At 35.3% G+C, this 16,912-nt stretch carries 15 protein-coding genes; 8 read left to right on the top strand and 7 right to left on the bottom strand.

Annotation, left to right across the window (positions count from 1 at the left end):
• The first annotated feature begins 123 nt into the window (after nucleotides 1-123).
• Complete coding sequence (locus MJG50_RS11650; protein ID WP_240255908.1) at nucleotides 124-1,563, top strand: multicopper oxidase family protein; 1,440 nt, start codon at nucleotides 124-126, stop codon at nucleotides 1,561-1,563.
• 241 nt (nucleotides 1,564-1,804) lie between these two features.
• Nucleotides 1,805-2,551, top strand: coding sequence for an SDR family NAD(P)-dependent oxidoreductase (locus MJG50_RS11645; protein ID WP_240255907.1), 747 nt, complete (start codon nucleotides 1,805-1,807; stop codon nucleotides 2,549-2,551).
• Between the two features lie 87 nt (nucleotides 2,552-2,638).
• Here MJG50_RS11645 and MJG50_RS11640 read toward each other — a convergent pair whose 3' ends face one another.
• The gene (locus tag MJG50_RS11640) at nucleotides 2,639-3,253 is read right to left on the bottom strand and encodes a TetR/AcrR family transcriptional regulator (RefSeq protein ID WP_240255906.1); all 615 of its coding nucleotides are present in this window, start codon (nucleotides 3,251-3,253) and stop codon (nucleotides 2,639-2,641) included.
• Between the two features lie 165 nt (nucleotides 3,254-3,418).
• Between MJG50_RS11640 and MJG50_RS11635 the strand changes: the two genes are divergently transcribed.
• Together MJG50_RS11635 and MJG50_RS11630 are read left to right on the top strand one after the other, a co-directional pair.
• Nucleotides 3,419-4,132, top strand: a complete 714-nt coding sequence (locus tag MJG50_RS11635) for a sulfite exporter TauE/SafE family protein (protein WP_240255905.1) — start codon at nucleotides 3,419-3,421, stop codon at nucleotides 4,130-4,132.
• Nucleotides 4,133-4,280: 148 nt separating this feature from the next.
• Entirely contained in the window at nucleotides 4,281-7,010 is a 2,730-nt protein-coding gene (locus MJG50_RS11630; protein ID WP_240255958.1) for a sensor domain-containing phosphodiesterase, read from the top strand.
• A 107-nt stretch (nucleotides 7,011-7,117) separates the two neighbouring features.
• On the opposite strand, the gene MJG50_RS11625 is transcribed toward MJG50_RS11630, so the two are convergent.
• Entirely contained in the window at nucleotides 7,118-7,240 is a 123-nt protein-coding gene (locus MJG50_RS11625) for an anti-repressor SinI family protein (RefSeq protein WP_240255957.1), read from the bottom strand.
• 143 nt (nucleotides 7,241-7,383) lie between these two features.
• Nucleotides 7,384-8,085 (bottom strand): response regulator transcription factor, encoded by a 702-nt coding sequence (locus MJG50_RS11620; RefSeq protein ID WP_240255904.1) that lies wholly within the window; start codon nucleotides 8,083-8,085, stop codon nucleotides 7,384-7,386.
• A 148-nt stretch (nucleotides 8,086-8,233) separates the two neighbouring features.
• Between MJG50_RS11620 and MJG50_RS11615 the strand changes: the two genes are divergently transcribed.
• The 4 genes from MJG50_RS11615 to MJG50_RS11600 all read left to right on the top strand — a co-directional run bounded on the left by MJG50_RS11615 (nucleotide 8,234) and on the right by MJG50_RS11600 (nucleotide 12,973).
• Nucleotides 8,234-10,321, top strand: coding sequence for a sensor histidine kinase (locus tag MJG50_RS11615; protein ID WP_240255903.1), 2,088 nt, complete (start codon nucleotides 8,234-8,236; stop codon nucleotides 10,319-10,321).
• A gap of 188 nt (nucleotides 10,322-10,509) precedes the next feature.
• A complete protein-coding gene (locus MJG50_RS11610; protein WP_240255902.1) occupies nucleotides 10,510-11,505 on the top strand; it encodes a hypothetical protein in 996 nt (331 codons plus the stop codon).
• Between the two features lie 14 nt (nucleotides 11,506-11,519).
• Nucleotides 11,520-11,807: a helix-turn-helix domain-containing protein gene (locus tag MJG50_RS11605; RefSeq protein ID WP_240255901.1), complete on the top strand. Its 288-nt coding sequence runs from the start codon at nucleotides 11,520-11,522 to the stop codon at nucleotides 11,805-11,807.
• Nucleotides 11,808-12,034: 227 nt separating this feature from the next.
• Nucleotides 12,035-12,973: a hypothetical protein gene (locus MJG50_RS11600; RefSeq protein ID WP_240255900.1), complete on the top strand. Its 939-nt coding sequence runs from the start codon at nucleotides 12,035-12,037 to the stop codon at nucleotides 12,971-12,973.
• Nucleotides 12,974-13,013: 40 nt separating this feature from the next.
• Here MJG50_RS11600 and MJG50_RS11595 read toward each other — a convergent pair whose 3' ends face one another.
• The 4 genes from MJG50_RS11595 to MJG50_RS11580 all read right to left on the bottom strand — a co-directional run bounded on the left by MJG50_RS11595 (nucleotide 13,014) and on the right by MJG50_RS11580 (nucleotide 16,861).
• Complete coding sequence (locus tag MJG50_RS11595) at nucleotides 13,014-13,730, bottom strand: N-acetylmuramoyl-L-alanine amidase (RefSeq protein ID WP_240255899.1); 717 nt, start codon at nucleotides 13,728-13,730, stop codon at nucleotides 13,014-13,016.
• Between the two features lie 130 nt (nucleotides 13,731-13,860).
• The gene (locus MJG50_RS11590) at nucleotides 13,861-15,336 is read right to left on the bottom strand and encodes a methyl-accepting chemotaxis protein (protein WP_240255898.1); all 1,476 of its coding nucleotides are present in this window, start codon (nucleotides 15,334-15,336) and stop codon (nucleotides 13,861-13,863) included.
• Nucleotides 15,337-15,415: 79 nt separating this feature from the next.
• Entirely contained in the window at nucleotides 15,416-16,099 is a 684-nt protein-coding gene (locus tag MJG50_RS11585; RefSeq protein WP_240255897.1) for a DUF4956 domain-containing protein, read from the bottom strand.
• 63 nt (nucleotides 16,100-16,162) lie between these two features.
• The gene (locus MJG50_RS11580) at nucleotides 16,163-16,861 is read right to left on the bottom strand and encodes a polyphosphate polymerase domain-containing protein (protein ID WP_240255896.1); all 699 of its coding nucleotides are present in this window, start codon (nucleotides 16,859-16,861) and stop codon (nucleotides 16,163-16,165) included.
• Nucleotides 16,862-16,912: the final 51 nt, after the last annotated feature.

Genomic DNA, 16,912 nt, shown 5'->3' with positions numbered 1-16,912 from the left:
AGAATTTAAATGATTGAGTAAGAGAAGAAGAACAACTTATTAAGCAAATACATTATTTTGAAGTTGGAAAGGAAGTAAAGATGGAAAGTGAAATCATATAATTACATACTTGTCCTAATTTTTATGTTACTTGTGTTTGGTTTAGCTGGTTGTAGTAAGGAACCAGTAACAAATGTCGGGAAATTAAACTTTGATAATCTATTAAAAATTCCACAGCTACTCGAACCTGAGATTGATGCCGACGGGACGAAACACTTCTCATTAACGATGCAATCGGGAACTACAGAATTTTTATCAGATAAAATGACAGATACTTGGGGTTTCAATGGATCTTATTTAGGTCCAACAATTAGAGCTTCGCGTGGTGATAAGGTTGCCTTTGATATTGAGAATAATCTGGGTGAGACATCAACTGTACATTGGCATGGTATGAAACTGCCAGCGGTTATGGATGGAGGGCCGCATCAGATGATTGAAGCCGGAGAGACTTGGACACCATATTGGACAATTGATCAACCATCTGCAACCACTTGGTACCATCCTCATCTACATGGAAAAACAGCACAACATGTGTACCGGGGGCTAGCCGGTATGTTTATTATTGATGATGAGGACTCAAAAAAATTACCATCTAATTATGGAGTCGATGATATTCCACTTATCGTGCAGGATAAACTTTTTACAAGTGATGGGCAGCTATCAGAATCAGACGAGGGTACATTTGGTACACTTGGTGATGAAATACTTGTAAATGGAACATATGACCCATATCTTGAGGTGACATCTAGTCAAGTTCGCTTTCGATTACTTAATGGTTCAAATGCTAGAGCCTATCATTTTGGTTTTTCAGATGGTCGCTCATTTCAACTTGTAGCAAATGATGCTGGCTTATTAGAGGAACCAGTTAAAATGGAACGTTTCCTATTAAGCCCTGGAGAACGTGCGGAAATTGTTGTTGGATTTGAGCCAGGTGATGAGACGATTCTTCATAGTTACGATGGCAATGCGGGTATTGAAAATGGTGAGTTTGATTTATTAAAAATTGTAGCAGCTTCTACTTTAACGGAGTCAACACCTATCACTGGACAACTTTCTAGTGTGCAACCGATAGAAGCGCCAAAGGATGCGAAGGTACGTCAATTTAAAATGACGATGCAGAATCAAATTAATGACAAATCAATGGACATGTATCGAATTGATGAAGTTGTACCAGCGGGTACCCGTGAGATTTGGGAAATTCACAATTTCGGGTCAGAACATAATTTTCATGTTCACAATGCTGCATTCCGAGTATTGGATATAAATGATAAGCTACCTCCAGAGTACGAAAGAGGTAGAAAGGATACCGTATATATTCCTAATGGAGCAAAGGTTAGAATTGTTGTCGAATTTGGGGATTATGCCGATCCAAAACATCCACTCATGTATCACTGTCATCTATTAAAGCACGAGGATGACGGAATGATGGGGCAATTTTTACTAGTAGAACCTGGTACAGAATCAGAAGTGCCGAGAGAATTGCCGCATAACGATACTGAATATGAACATAAGGATCATCATTAATGCTGCGTTTTTATAGTAATTTTTAAAGCGGTTAACCCAAGGAGGTAGCCGCTTTTTTTAGTACCTAATTATTCTTCTTGATCTCTAACATTTATGTAAGTATTGGCACTTTATTTACACAGTGTAAATTACTTCACAAATTAGATGTATTTATGTATAATATAAATATCCTAGGTAGTAGTTTCGAACTATATATTGAAAAATGAGATGTTATCGTTTCATAATGAAGGGATGGATTATGATGGGACGTTTATCAGGGAAAGTTGCTATTATTACTGGTGCAGCCTTAGGAATGGGAGCTGCTGAAGCAAAGCTCTTCGCAAAAGAAGGAGCGAAAGTAGTTGCAACGGATATTAAGGATGATATATTACAAGAAGTAATTAATGAAATAAAGGCAAATGGCGGTGAAGCCATTGGCTTAAAACATAATGTTGTGTCTGAAGACGAGTGGAAAAACGTCATTCAAACAACAATCGATCATTTTGGAAAAGTTGATATCTTAGTTAATAATGCAGGTATAGCTAGTCCAAAAACGATGGTACAAATGGATATGACAGAATGGAATAAAGTAATGGATATTAATTTGAACGGGTGTGTACTCGGGATGAAGTATGTTATTCCGGAGATGCAAAAGGTAGGTGGAGGTTCTTTAATTAATATCTCCTCTATTGGTGGAATTGTTGGGATGGCTGGTTCAAGCCCTTATACAGCTGCAAAAGGTGCCTTACGTTCATTATCAAAATCAGCCGCTGTGGAGTATGGAAAAGATAAAATTAGAGTGAATTCTGTTCACCCTGGTATCATTGAAACACCTATGACAGCAGAATCCTTTAAGGAAGCATTACCTTTCTATAAAACATTTACGCAACTTCCTTACTTTGGACAACCAGAAGATGTAGCGCATGGTGTATTGTTCCTCGCATCTGATGAATCTCGCTTCATGACAGGTGCTGAGCTTGTCATCGATGGTGGTTGGACAGCGCTATAATTGATTATATAAGTAAATCCTCTCGTATATAAAGAGAGGATTTTTTTGTATTTGTCGCCGATATACATGTGCCTTGTGCTTTTCTTGTTAGGACTCATTCTTCATAGGATTATGAATATATGGGCCTTTAATGGAAACATTCATAAGTTGGAAGGCGATCTCTTTCTCAGAAAGATGCATCCCATTCTCAATCCACCAAATTATTACTTCTAAAAAGGCAGATTCAACAAATTTTATAATCAGGTTGCGGTCCGCAGTTAAATTTTGATCATTTGGTTCAATTTGATTAATTCCTTCTGAAATAAATTCATGAATGATTTTCAATAATCCAGAGGCTAAATTTGGAATCCGATTTGTTACAAGTAATGCACTGTAAAAAGGATAATTTTCACCTATATGATGGAATAATTGAACGAAGCTTGGATGGGGTTGTTCTTCTAAAAAGTCATAACTACCTGAGAATGATACTTTTTCATTAATCCTATCATGCAAATCATTTAGAATTTCATCAATACACTGATTCATCAAATCATATTTATCTTTATAATGAAGGTAGAAGGTTACTCTTTTTACGGTAGCCCGATCTGAAATATCTTGGACAGTAATTTGTTCAAATTCTCTTTCATCCATTAGTTCAATAAAGGCTTGCTTCAATAAGCGTTGTGTTCGAATTGCGCGTGGATCCTGTTTTTTTGTTGACATAGACTGCTATCCTTTACGAAAAGTTAATTGAAGTTCATTTTTAGTTTAGCATTTATCTGTATTTCTGGAAAGTTGAGTGAAACATATAGCTTTGGTGGCCTACGTTAAATAGTAAACGTAGAAGCAACCTCTGAAAGTTATGAAAAAATCGGAAGGAGGTATGATGTGGAGACATTTGCATTTATTACAATCATTTTACTCGCTTCCATACTGCAAACGAGTACTGGTTTTGGATTTTCTATTTTGGCTACCCCATTTCTACTTTTACTATTTAAACCGACGGAAGCCATTCAAATAAATCTATTATTATCCCTTATTATATCTGGCGCGCTAATCGTAAAAATTAGAAAAGATATTGATAGAGCTATCATTAAAAGATTTGTTGTTGGTAGTGTTGTAGGTCTTCCAATAGGAATTATGATCTTTTTATTAGTAGATCTCAATAAATTAAAGCTAGGAATAGGTTTGCTCATTTTACTTTTAACAATCATGCTCATTTTTAAACTTCGAATGAAGCAAAGCAAGATAAGGGACTTGGTTGTTGGTGGTCTATCTGGTTCTCTTACAACAAGTATAGGTATGCCAGGCCCACCTTTATTACTATATTTTTCGGGGACAGATACCCAGAAGGAAAAGCTACGGGGGACTACACTGGCATTTTATTTGTTCATCTATTTGGTAAGCTTAATTATCCAGGTGATTTTTGCAGGAACAAGTAAGACGGTATGGATATCAAGTATGATGGCATTTCCACTTGTACTGATAGGCTTGTATTTGGGACAAGTATTATTTAAATGGATTAATCAACATACGTTTCGTATTTTTACATATATAATCTTATTGTTTACAGGAATCTATATGCTGCTTGAAAGTTTCTAGTCTCTTGAATCCAATATTATCCATTATTAAATTGAGAAAGTCTATTATAAAATGAAATAATAAGGGATTATGCCAAATCATGCTAAAATGTAAAAATGATTCAAATGGATTTTAGAGAAATAGAGTGGATATTGTAGGATTGGAGTTCATCAAGATGTCGCAAACAAGGTATTCTCGACTAGCGAATATTACGAAAATGATTAATATGAAGCTAGATTTACGTGAAGTATTGGAGCAAGTGACAACAGCCATTTCTGAAGAAATCGTCCAATGTGATTCTGTGGGTATCTATTTGCCACAAGAGGATGGGACTTTTAGAGGGTATGTTGGAAAGCCAGAGGTTATTAATGGTTGGACATTAGATATGCATGTAGTAGACACGGATTATGATTTACTTGCAAAAGAAGTAATTGAAACAAAAAAAGCAATTTATATACCAGATACATCAAAAGATCATCGTCCCGATCCGAGAGCAGTCGAAGGCTTCCAGATCAAATCATTATTAGGTCTCCCTATCTCGTTTGAAAGAGAGCTATTTGGTCTTGTATTCTTATTTGATTATGGAATTCCGATGAATCTGACAGAGGAAGAAATTCAAACGGTTGAAGCATATGTGAATATGGCTGCAGTAGCTATTCAAAATGCTAAAAATTTAACATATAAAGAAAAACTTATCGGGGATAAACAACTACTACTTGATGTTTCAAGCGATCTTTCCATGTGTTCTACCATGCAAGAGAGCTTGGATATTTGTTTTGCTTACATAGCAAGAGTATTACGTAATGATAATATTGGTGTTCATCTGCTTGATCCGATCGCTGGTAAAAGAATTAAACCTGCGAAATTAAGCAAGAGCAGTGATTGGAATGAGGAAGACTGGATTAATACCCATCAAGCAGCTCAATTCGATGAAAGAAGTGATGCTGTTACCCAGGAAGTAATTGCGACTAAAAAGGCGATTTACATTCCGGATGTATTTGCAGATGAACGGCCAAATCATGATATGTGTAGAAATTTTGGAATTAAAGGTCTAGTAATGTTCCCTTTAGTCTCTATGGGTGAAGTGTTGGGACAAATAGCGGTAGTTGACCTTGAGAATATGCTAATTTACTCTGAAGCAGAACTACAATTAGCCCAATCAATCATTGATGTGACTGCTGCTACATTATCAAACCTTTTATATATTGAGAAACAGGAATTGATGATTGAGGAAAGAACATCGGAAATTAAGCAGCTTAGCCGGGAAAAAGAGTTAATTCTTAATTCTGTAGGTGAAGGAATATTCGGTCTCGATCTTCAAAGGAAGATTACTTTCTGTAATCCCGCAGGAGCTTCGATGTTAGGATATGATTCAGAATTTGAATTAATAGGGAAGCTAGCTGAAATTATTTTTAATAAAACAGCTCTAGAAAATCTTGAACCATTTGGTTCGAATCATAATTGGAGGCACAATATAGAGACAGTGTTTTTTAGAAAGGATTGTTCTAGCTTTCCGGTTGAATTTGAAATCTCTTCTATTAAGGAGGGATCTAAGATTATCGGAGAGGTTGTTACCTTCAAAGACATTACCCAGCGAAAACAAATGGAAGCAGAAATAAGATATCATGCCTATTATGATAGCCTTACAAATTTGCCTAATCGTATTCTATTATATGATCGTTTAAATCAAGGGCTGAAATATGCTAAAAAGAATGGTGGGAAATTAGCAGTTCTATACTTGGATTTAGATCGTTTTAAATTTGTGAATGATACTCTCGGGCATAGCTATGGGGATTTATTACTACAGGAAGTTGCAAAGCGCTTGAGTAATTGTGTTCCAAATGATGCAGTTATATCACGTCAAGGTGGGGATGAATTTACCATCTGTTTGCCAGCAATCAAAAATAAACAAGAAGTATTAAAGGTTGTCCATTGTGTGATGGATACCTTCTCCAATCCTATTAATCTCCAAGGTATTGAAATGTATATTAAAACAAGTATAGGGATAAGTATATTTCCAGACAATGGTGATACAGAGGAAATACTTATAAAAAATGCAGATACAGCTATGTATAAGTCGAAAGAGGTGTCAGGCAATAGCTATCATTTCTATAGTGAAGGTATTGATACAAGGACACTTGAAAGTATTAAGCTGGAAAATGAGTTGTATAGAGCATTAGAACGCAATGAACTCGTCATCTATTATCAGCCTCAAATGAACTATAAGACCGGTGAAATGATAGGGGTTGAGGCATTAGTAAGATGGAATCATTCTGAACTAGGGATGATTCCGCCTGATAAATTTATACCAATTGCTGAAGAGACAGGCTTAATTGTTCCAATTGGTGAATGGGTTTTGAGAGAAGCATGCAGACAGCTTAAGACTTGGCATAGTAAAGGGTATCCGTTAATTAGTATGTCTGTTAACCTGTCTGTGCGTCAATTTGAACAAAATAATCTATATTCAGTGGTAAAAAATATTCTGGATGAGGTAAAACTTTCACCTCAATATTTGCATCTGGAACTCACGGAAAATTTAATAGTTAAAAATACTGAATTGACTTTGAAAACAATGGGAGAATTAAATAGCTTAAAAATCAGTATCGCAATTGATGACTTTGGTACGGGGTACTCTTCTCTAGGTTATTTAAGAAATATGCCGATTTCAACGTTGAAAATTGATAAGTCCTTTATAAAAGATATGGCAGAGGATGAAGCTGCGATTACGAATACAATCATTATGTTAGCCCATAATTTAAATCTTAATGTGATTGCTGAAGGAGTCGAGGAAAAGGAACAGGCTGAATTATTAGCAGAAAGAGGTTGTTATTTGATGCAAGGGTATTTTTTCAGTCGACCATTGAAACCAGAGGATATAGAAAGTAACTATTTTTCCTAAAACTCAAATAAAAAAATGTAAAAGGATAGATGAGGGAAGCGCAATGCTAGCTTTGTCTATTCTTTTAGTATGTAACAAAAAAAACGAGGATCATTTATGCACACAGATCACCCCGTTTTTGATATTTTTTCACAATTGGCATTCCTATTTAAAAATTCTCTAATCTCTTCAATGGTTAGTTCTAGGTGTTTTGCCTCTACGATAAGATTGACCCACTCCTGATCCAACATCACGTTCCAATTTCCTCCCTCGTTTTTAACCAATAATAAGTATCCAAAGAAGTGCAGGTAGTTCATGCAATAAAATACACCTATTGATACCATATCTTACAAAGGTTAAAAACTGGTTAAAACGAACAAGTTATTTTTAAAATTTAATATTTTTTGTTAACTAGATGATGAACAGCGAACTTATAGCCAAATCCTCTCTCCGTAAGAATATAGAGGGGGTGTTTAGGGTCATCCTCAATTTTTTTTCGTAATGTACTTATATGAACGAGAACGGTTTTTAAATTGGCCGAGGAGTCCATTCCCCATATCAAATCATATAATTGCTCAGTACTAAATACTTGATTTGGATGTTGGACTAAATGGAAAAGTAGCATTTTTTCTTTTGTAAAAAGATCAATTAATTCTCCGTTCTTTTGTACGGTTTTATCAGAAAAATTAATGGTTAAATCACCTATTGTTATGATATTGGGAGTACTTTTGCCTGTTCTTCTTAGGTTGGCTTTTATTCTCGCAATTACCTCAGGAGGGTCAAAGGGCTTTGTGATATAGTCGTCACAACCAATCTCAAATCCGTGGATAATGGTACTCTTTGTTTTTTCGCCAGTAATAAAAATGAGAATCCCATCTGATAGAGTTCGATACTTGCGTGCAAGTTCAAATCCACTTTTATCAGGAAGGTTGACGTCGAGTAAAACGATGTCGGGAACAACATCTTCAATTAATAGCAATCCATCTGCAGCATTTAAGGATGAATAGACGATATACCCCTCCCTATGAAGGTAGATACGTAAAATTTCAATAATGGAATGGTCATCCTCAACTATTAAAATCTTGATTGGCTGCATATCTACATCTCCTTCAAAGATAACAATCTACCTTAAATATAGCATACTCAGGACTATTTACCCGAATATTACAAAAAATATTTTGAAAAAATTACCGAATCATGTCAAAATTGGGAGTAGAGAGGTGAAGGAAGGGGAATGTTTTATTGTGAAGTGGAAATATTCAATGATTCTTATATTTATTATAATGGTTTTGATATTTTCACAATCATCTACTGTAATGGCAGTTACAAGTGGGACAAAGGAGAATGGGATATTCACAATCAGCGACTTTGCTAAGGAAGGCATCATTGAATTAAACGGAAATTGGCAGTTTTATTGGCATGAACTATACACACCAGATGATTTCAAAAAGATGAATAATAATAAGAAACCTGTTTCAGTGATTGTTCCTGAGAGTTGGACTAGTTATAAAATAAAGGGAAAAAGGTTACCTTTGGAAGGCTTTGCAACCTATCGCCTACAAATAAAAGTTCCGGAAGCTGAGATTGGAACTGTCAAGGCGCTTTACATGCCTAGTGCTGCTTCCGCATATTCCTTATGGATAAATGGTGAAGAGAAATCAAGGAATGGGATAGTCGGTACAAGTAGGGAAGTAATGAGCCCCGAAAGTAAACCTGAGGTTATTCCATTTTTAGTTGAATCTAACCGAGTTGAGCTTATTATTCAAGTTTCTAATTTCAATCAACGACGTGCAGGAATCTCTAATCCAATTATGATTGGGGAGCCGGAAACGATTTTAAATTATAGAGAAAAGTCAATGATTTACCGGGCCGTTATTGTAGTAAGTCTCGTGATTATTGGTTTATATCATGTTGTTTTATTTCTATTTCGGAAAAAGGAACTCTCATTTTTATTCTTTGCAATCGTCTGTATGTCAGTAGCGATTCGAGCAACGATTCTTGAAGAAGGCCTAGCTTCAAATTTGCTCTCATTTTTAAGTTGGGAAATTGCCTGTAAGCTTGAATATATGGGTGCGGCTTTGGGAACTTTGTTTATTGCTTTATTCACCAATACCCAATTCCCAAAAGAAATGCATCGCACGATAAGAACTATGATAACAATTGCTTTATCCAGTTATAGTGTATTTGTCATAGTAACCCCGGCGGTCATTTTTACTCAAACCATGGTTTTACTACAAATACTGATTGTCCTAGTGTTTCTTTATATCCTTTATGTTTACCTACTTGCAGCCTTACAGAAGCGTGAGGGATACCTCCTTAATTCTGTAGCAACCTTTATTTTATTTCTTTTGGTACTTAATGACATTTTATTTTATAACCAACTTATCCACACCACTGAATTAACTTCTGTAGGCCTATTTTTCTTCTTATTTACCCAGGCTATTATTCTCTCAAAAAAGTATTCCAGATCATTTACACAGGCTGAACATTTATCAGAGGATTTAAAACGTCTTAATTCATCATTAGAAGAGCAGGTAAAACGAAGAACAATAGAGCTGGAAAAAACAAATAAGGAATTATACTGCACAAATCAAAAATTAAAAGATTCCCAGCAATCGAAAAATAAATGGATTCGTAATATTTCTCATGAAATTTCAGCACCACTGACAAATATTCGTTCATATTCAAAGGGGATGATTGATGATGTCATCCCGCCGGACAAAAAATATCTCCAATTAATATATGACCAAAGCTTATATTTTTCTAGAATGTTGAATGACTTGAATGATATATCAGAGATGGAGAATAACCAAATTAAGTTCCATCTGGAAAAATGTAATATTCAAGAGTATCTCCATGAAATATACGAAAAATATAAATGGAATCTAGAGAAGCAAGGAATTAAATTCTCTTTTAAAAATTTGATTCACCAACAGGTAAAAGAACAGTATGTACTGATTGATTCAACTAGAATTGAACAAGTGATTGTTAATCTCTTAACAAATGCGCAGAGATTTGTCATGGATGAAGGAGAAATTACTCTAGAATTGGCAATGGATAGAGAGGATACCGTTACAATAAGGGTCAGGGATAATGGGATTGGGATGACTGCAGATAATCTTAGCAAAGTATTCAATCGATTTTATAAAAATAGTAATCAAGGAAAACCACATAATGGTGCCGGCTTAGGATTGCCCATCTCAAAAGAAATTATTGAATACCATAATGGAAAAATTTCTGTAGAAAGTACCCTCGGCGAAGGAAGTTGCTTTAATTTTACCTTGCCGATGGACCAGGGGGACGGTTCTTCTGGTTCAGAAAACGGTATTTAGAAAAAAGACGTCCAATTAGGACGTCTTTTGCGTGTTGCGGCAAGAAATAACACTTCCCAAAAGGAGTGCTAATTTCAACATATACTTTACAATCAGTGTTAATATTGATAATCTTAAATCATAAGTAGTAAGTAGTAAGTGAAAGTAAATATAATCCATTTGTTATTTTAAATAGGAGGGATACGGTGATGATAGAACTTAGTTTTGCTCAAAATTTTTCCTTAATAGCACTGAACGCCCAGGATAGTAATCGATTAACAAACGCAAAGAAGGTTGCTCTACGTTGTATGGCTGCAGCAACGATTCTAGAATTATATTTGAATAATGACTTTAAAAAACAAGGTGAAATTCTTTCTTTTGAAAAAAAGAGTTTGGATAATTCCTCCTTAGCTCTGTATCAAGAAACAGTTTTAAAGGCTCTTTTAGGGAGAAGTGATGCGATAAATGGCACTCTTCCAAATCTTCTTTTGAAAGTTACAAAGCTCTCTAGTAGGATATTAAAGGAGATTGAGCATTCATTTACTGTTACATTAAAAGTTATCGATATGATGGAAGAAATCCCAGCATTAATTGGCTGTGATTTGGAATTTGTTACAGCAGGGATTTCGGTGAAGGAATACCGCAGTAATGCAGAGGTTTTTATAAAAGTAGCAGAAGGTTTCCGTGCGGACATTTTAGAAGATGGACCACTGACAGATGAAACAATTATGATGCTTTATTTAATGAAGGAAAGTGGGTGTGTCTTTGATCTATTTTCTAAGGAAGAACTGAAGCGGGTAGCCGAGCGTATCAACGAATTACTTGAACATCATTCGTTGGCAAAGCTTATAGTAGAAGTTACTATTCACAAAACACTTGAGGCTGCTGCAAAGAATTTTTTAAAGATGAAGAAGGCTGCAATTGCTACTCCGACTGGCTCAGGGCTTAATTTTACTTTTCCTATAATTGAACGGTCACAATCTGTATTTATCGATACGGAGGCTTGGTTTTCAAATAAGGAAGACCGATTAAGAGATGTAAAAGCTAGATTAGAAGAAAAAGGTCACTCTTTTACCGTAATTCGCGAAGGAGACGTACCTCTAATCAAGATCGATAATATCCTGTATGAAGCAGTACCAGACGCTAAACAATATCGGTTAACTGTTCATGGAGTTCGACTCAGAAAATACCCTTTATCATTATAGCTAGGGGGATCACAATGTCCCGACAACGTTCGATTGAAAAAATATTAGCATCTGAATATGTATCCATTGGTGAATTGGTGCGTATTACCGGAAGCCGATACAGTACATTGAAATTTTATACAGAAGAAGGAATGCTACCGTTCGAGCAAGAAGACGAAAATATGACCCGTAGATTTCATAGAGAAAAAGCAATTGTTAGAATCAATGAGATTAAGGACCTGAAAAAACAGGGACTTAGGATTCCGGAAATCAAGGAGAGACTGCACCAGAGGGAAGGTTCTTCTGGTTCAAAAAGCGGATAAAAAAAAGACGTCCAATTAGGACGTCTTTTGCGTATTGCGGCGAGAGACAGCACTCCACATAGTGCCTGCCAAAAGGCATGTCAATCTCGACTTATGCAAATCAGCTCATCGCTCAATTAGTATACCGTACTTTCCGTAAAAAAAGAAGATGTAATTTTTGTTAGCCATCATAATGAAACTTTTTTCCATTTTTTTCGTAAAGGATAGTATCACGGGGAGGGATACTTATGTTTGAGGAAATCAATGCAAGACTTGTTGAGATTCAAGGGGAATTAAGAAAGAAAGATAAATATAAGAAACAGCTTGCGGATTATACTGAAGAATTACGTACAATTGAGGAGGTACTTTCTCAATTACATGATCAATTTGAATCAGAACGTGAAGATGTTGAGAAATTAGAGGGTATGACCCTAACAAATCTATTTGCGAAGCTATCTGGTAGATGGGCAGAGAAATTATCGAAGGAAAAACAAGAAATGCTTGCAGCACAACACAGGCTAGAAGAGGCTACTAAAACAAAAAAAGAGATTGATGATGAAATGCTTCGTATCCGAAATCAATTACAACTGCTGAAAAATGCTGAAGATGAATTCCAAGATATTCTTATAAAGAAAGAGAATATCATCAAAACAAGTTCATTACCGTTAGCAGCAAAGGTATTTGAATGTAGCGAGCAAGAAGGTACTCTTTTAGCATATTTAAAAGAACTCGATGAAGCGATTGTTGCTGGAAACCGTGTAAAAGGGGCATTAATCGATGCAATTGGCTCGCTTGAAAAGGCAGAAAATTGGGGAACTTGGGATATGTTTGGGGGAGGAACCATTTCAGGCATTGTTAAGCATCAACATATTGATCAAGGTGAAGCCTATCTCCACCAAGCACAACGGAGTATGCGTCAATTTCAAAAGGAATTACTAGATGTTAAGGAACAAGCTCAACTAGAGGTTAACATTTCTGGTATGTTAAAGTTTGCTGACTTCTTCTTTGATGGCTTTATTGCTGATTTTATGGTGCAGGGTAAAATTCAGAACTCCTTGAGTCAGACGAGAGACCAACATCGTAAAGTTAATGATATTTTGAGGAAATTGGAAGAGCAGGTTGGGGTAAAAAGAACTGAATTGGACGCAATCCAAAGGGAAAAGATGGAGATTGTTAAGAATTTATAAATCTAAAAATTAATAGGACCAGGAGAACCGTCCCCCTGGTTCACTGGCCCCGCAAAATTTCATCTATTTTTTTTTCGATTAATGGGAAGAAGTACTTTTTCGCACTTTCTGTAGAATTCCCTCCAAAGAATCCAGTACCCGGACATGTTTTTACATCATACTCTGGCCCTTTGTCTAATACTCTTTCTCCTGTTCTTAAGCTCCACCAATGGTGATACGTGAGGCTATCAACCGAGGGAGTTAATCCGAATTTAATACAGAGTAAGGCGTTTATAAAAATAATCGTTTCCTTTTGTTCCTTTGTCATCACATCATGCCCTTTATCAAAATTGCCGATGTGCTCGATCATAATTCCGGTAGGGTTTGCCTTCGTCCCAATCGTACCGTCAGGCGCAATATCAAAAGGTCTGGAAACGGCGACCTTTCCATCAGGAAATGTTGTGATATTTTGAGCGATATTTTTCCAACCCATCTTTTCCTTATGAAAGTTCTCCATCCCCATCAATAATTGAAAATGATTGGACCCGTTAAATCGCTTATATGAAGGGGACCATGTGTGGTGTTGTTGAATCAAGGTTATTTTTCGATTAAATTCATTGTGATATAACCAATCTTTAAATTCCTCTCTTGTCATGAGGATATGCTGACCTTGCTTTGTCATCTTTTTTTCAGTGGTTCGATTCGTTGCATTCGTTGTGGAAATAGTCATGATCATCATTACGGTAAAACTAAGTACAAGAATAGCCCTTTTTTTCATTTTAGTATCCTTTCAACATTGTTAATAACATTCCTCTACTAGTATCAATAAAAATGCTGGGATTATTCTTAAAGAAAAAACAGCGTATTTCATTTGAGAAATACACTGCTTTAAAAGTGGGACCTATTATTTAGAAGCTATTCTTAATATTTTCCGTACTTGTTGCCGTATCTTGAATGTAAGCTGCGATTGAGTGATTATCTTCAGCCATTGTTTCAATGGATGCACTTATTTGTTGTAAGCTTGCAGTTGCTTCCTCGATAATGGCAGCAAATTCATTTGTAGATGCTTCTACATTTACACTATTTTTCTCTACCACTTTGGAGAGATTCTCAAATTCCTTGAATTGGGAATTTAGGGATTTTAACATTTTATCAAGTTGATTAAAACGATCATTCACTTCTTTTGTTGATCCAACACTTTGTTGTAAACCTTCACTACTTGTTTGCATATTCATTTGTGCTGACTCATTTGTCTGATTCACTTCTATTAAATTATCTGTGATTTTAATGGTAATATCCTTCGTTAAATCTGCTAATTTTCGAATTTCCTCTGCAACTACAGAAAACCCTTTCCCAGCTTCACCAGCTCGAGCAGCCTCAATAGAAGCATTCAATGCTAATAAATTTGTTTGCTCTGTGATTTGTTTAATATTGTTTGCAAGTTGATTGGTTTCCTCAATTTTCAGAGTCAACGTTGAAAAGTTTTCACTTAGTTTCGAAATAACCAATTGAAGATGATCCATTTCATTTGTTAGTTCATTTGCTTTAACTTGTCCTTCATCAGCAAGTGTACTTGATTTTATGGAATCGTCAATTAAGTTAGTTGTAATTTTATTCATTGCATGAATCGCAGTTAAGTTGCGGTGTGCACTTTCTGCGATCTCAGAAATTTGTTCGCTTTGCACTTGGCTGCCAGATGATACTTCACTCATCGCAATCTTCATTTCCTCTTGTGAACCGAGCCCTAATTGAATCTTCTCGCTAATTTTACTAATGCTCTCCGCAATAGTAGCTATTTCACCCTCAAGTCGCTTCTTTTGTTCCTCTTTAGCCTTCGTATCTGCCTCGGCCAGATCAGTATATTCTTGTAATTTCTTAAATTGTCTTTGGTTTAAGTGAATTAACATCCCTAAAAGTACACCAGAAAATAAATAGACAATAATAATTGCATTTAACTGTTCAGATATATATAGGAATTCCTTTGCTGGAAACTGGCTATTGATAATGATTGTTACTAAACCTAATCCATAACCAATTCCAAATATTTTATTATTAAATTGGACTACAGCAAATATGGAAAAGAAAAATACTGATAGAACTGTTGATAATGAACCGCCCTGTACCCAGACTAAACTTAAAGTAAATAGATTCATTGCGATAACCATCATATAAGCAAAAATGTATTCCTTCTTAAATTTATTTGCTAAGACATATATAATTGGATAAAAAATGATTTGAATTATATATGAAATTGAAGTCCAAGAGCTTGGATCAAGTGCCAATACTCCAATTAGACCTAATATTGTAGACGCCATATAGATAATGAGCATCAACTTGTTTTTGTTCTTCATATCAGTAAGTTTTAGTTGTTCAATTGCATTCATGTTTTTTCCTCCAGTTGAAAAGTTTCTATATTATTATATCGGTAATAAATTGTGAAACTTTAAACTAGTGAAAATTAATTTACGCAGTAAAGTTGCCATCATAGCTTAACATGACCGCTGACTTCACCCCTTCAATGTTAGAAATGTTATTAATAAAACTCATATCATTCTCTTTCACACGAATTTCATATGTTACTTCATAATCATTTCCTGGCATTACAGACTTAGACTTAAGTGAGTGTTTTTTTGCTTGTCCAGAAATAACATGCTCGAGTGAGTTTTCAATTTCAGTTGCGTTGTATCGTATAACTAATAAAAATGGGTTTTCGACTTTAATTCGATTTACAAAAATAAGTAACACGAATCCGATTAAAATAGAACCAATAATCACAAGTGGAATGAAGCCTGCTCCACATAAAATACCAGCAACGATGGACCAGAAGATATAGACAATATCCATGGGATCTTTAATGGGTGTTCTAAAACGAACAATTGATAATGCTCCAACCATACCGAGTGATAAGAGAACATTTGATGAAATTCCCATAATGATTAATGCAGTAGCCATTGTCATTATAATCAATGAAATATTAAAGGTGTGTGAGTAAATAACACCTGTGAAGGTCCTTTTATATACCCAATAAATAAATAGCCCAATTGCAAATGCAACTATTAATCCAAGAAGCGAATCAACAATTGAAAAGCTACTAGTCTTTTCTAAAATACTAGATTTAAAAATATCCTTAAAATTTGTCATTTCCATTTCAATTCCTCCAACATTTTTGTGTGATGTCTAACTTTAGATGCATTGTGGTTTCCTTGATGTTCATCCAAACATTCTACTAATCTGGTATTTTGAATACGTACCTTTGCGACGATCCCCAAGTTGAAGTAAATATTTAATGACATCTGGTAAAAATTCATCATATTTCACTTCAAGGATGACAATGTCCGGATTTGTATCAATCATTGCTAAGTCTGGATTCAACACATCGTTGTTACGAAAGCTTGTTTTGATTGAACTGTCGAAGGTAACGCGTACATTCCCGTGTTCATAGATGAAAACTTCTCTTTCATAATCAACGACTGTAACGGGTTTTAATTGCGTTAGATTCATTTGGATAAATAAATCCTGGATAAGTAATCGTGAATCACCTTCCATCCATGCAATATCTCCAGCCCTAATTTTTTCGTACTCTTCAGAAGTAATGCTGCACTTTTGCTTGTACGTGAGATTATTGCGCTTGCTCTTCTTTTCTAGATTTAGCAAGTCTGAATTAAAATCATAAAGCCGTACACGAAATTTATCCCGTTCATAAAATCCCTCTTTTTTCTGAGTTAAGATTTTATTATCGAAGTTATCAAAATAAACACTTCGAATGAAATACTTGCCATCATTTTTGGCATGAGGGTCTGGCTTCATAAAATGTCTTAATTTATTTCTAAGGACATGGCAATCCATTTTCGTTATTTCATGCTTTAATTCAGTCCGACCCTTTACTCCGTTTAAATTCATAGCCTCCATGTTCAACATTCTCCTTTGTAGTTTGGCTCCATGAATCACATTATTAAGGAC

Origin of the sequence: Fredinandcohnia quinoae (genome assembly GCF_022427965.1) — a bacterium.
GTDB classification, from domain to species: domain Bacteria; phylum Bacillota; class Bacilli; order Bacillales; family Bacillaceae_L; genus Ferdinandcohnia; species Ferdinandcohnia quinoae.
The sequence above is the reverse complement of the archived record's forward strand: the minus strand, read 5'-3'. Positions and strand labels throughout refer to the sequence as shown.

Coding starts and splice junctions, on each gene's coding strand:
- MJG50_RS11620 (WP_240255904.1), bottom strand. CDS start 8,085: ATGCAGCCAATCAAGATTTTAATAGTTGAGGATGACCATTCCATTATT.
- MJG50_RS11645 (WP_240255907.1), top strand. CDS start 1,805: ATGGGACGTTTATCAGGGAAAGTTGCTATTATTACTGGTGCAGCCTTA.
- MJG50_RS11640 (WP_240255906.1), bottom strand. CDS start 3,253: ATGTCAACAAAAAAACAGGATCCACGCGCAATTCGAACACAACGCTTA.
- MJG50_RS11580 (WP_240255896.1), bottom strand. CDS start 16,861: ATGGAGGCTATGAATTTAAACGGAGTAAAGGGTCGGACTGAATTAAAG.
- MJG50_RS11590 (WP_240255898.1), bottom strand. CDS start 15,336: ATGAATGCAATTGAACAACTAAAACTTACTGATATGAAGAACAAAAAC.
- MJG50_RS11585 (WP_240255897.1), bottom strand. CDS start 16,099: ATGGAAATGACAAATTTTAAGGATATTTTTAAATCTAGTATTTTAGAA.
- MJG50_RS11605 (WP_240255901.1), top strand. CDS start 11,520: ATGTCCCGACAACGTTCGATTGAAAAAATATTAGCATCTGAATATGTA.
- MJG50_RS11625 (WP_240255957.1), bottom strand. CDS start 7,240: ATGTTGGATCAGGAGTGGGTCAATCTTATCGTAGAGGCAAAACACCTA.
- MJG50_RS11610 (WP_240255902.1), top strand. CDS start 10,510: ATGATAGAACTTAGTTTTGCTCAAAATTTTTCCTTAATAGCACTGAAC.
- MJG50_RS11595 (WP_240255899.1), bottom strand. CDS start 13,730: ATGAAAAAAAGGGCTATTCTTGTACTTAGTTTTACCGTAATGATGATC.
- MJG50_RS11600 (WP_240255900.1), top strand. CDS start 12,035: ATGTTTGAGGAAATCAATGCAAGACTTGTTGAGATTCAAGGGGAATTA.
- MJG50_RS11650 (WP_240255908.1), top strand. CDS start 124: ATGTTACTTGTGTTTGGTTTAGCTGGTTGTAGTAAGGAACCAGTAACA.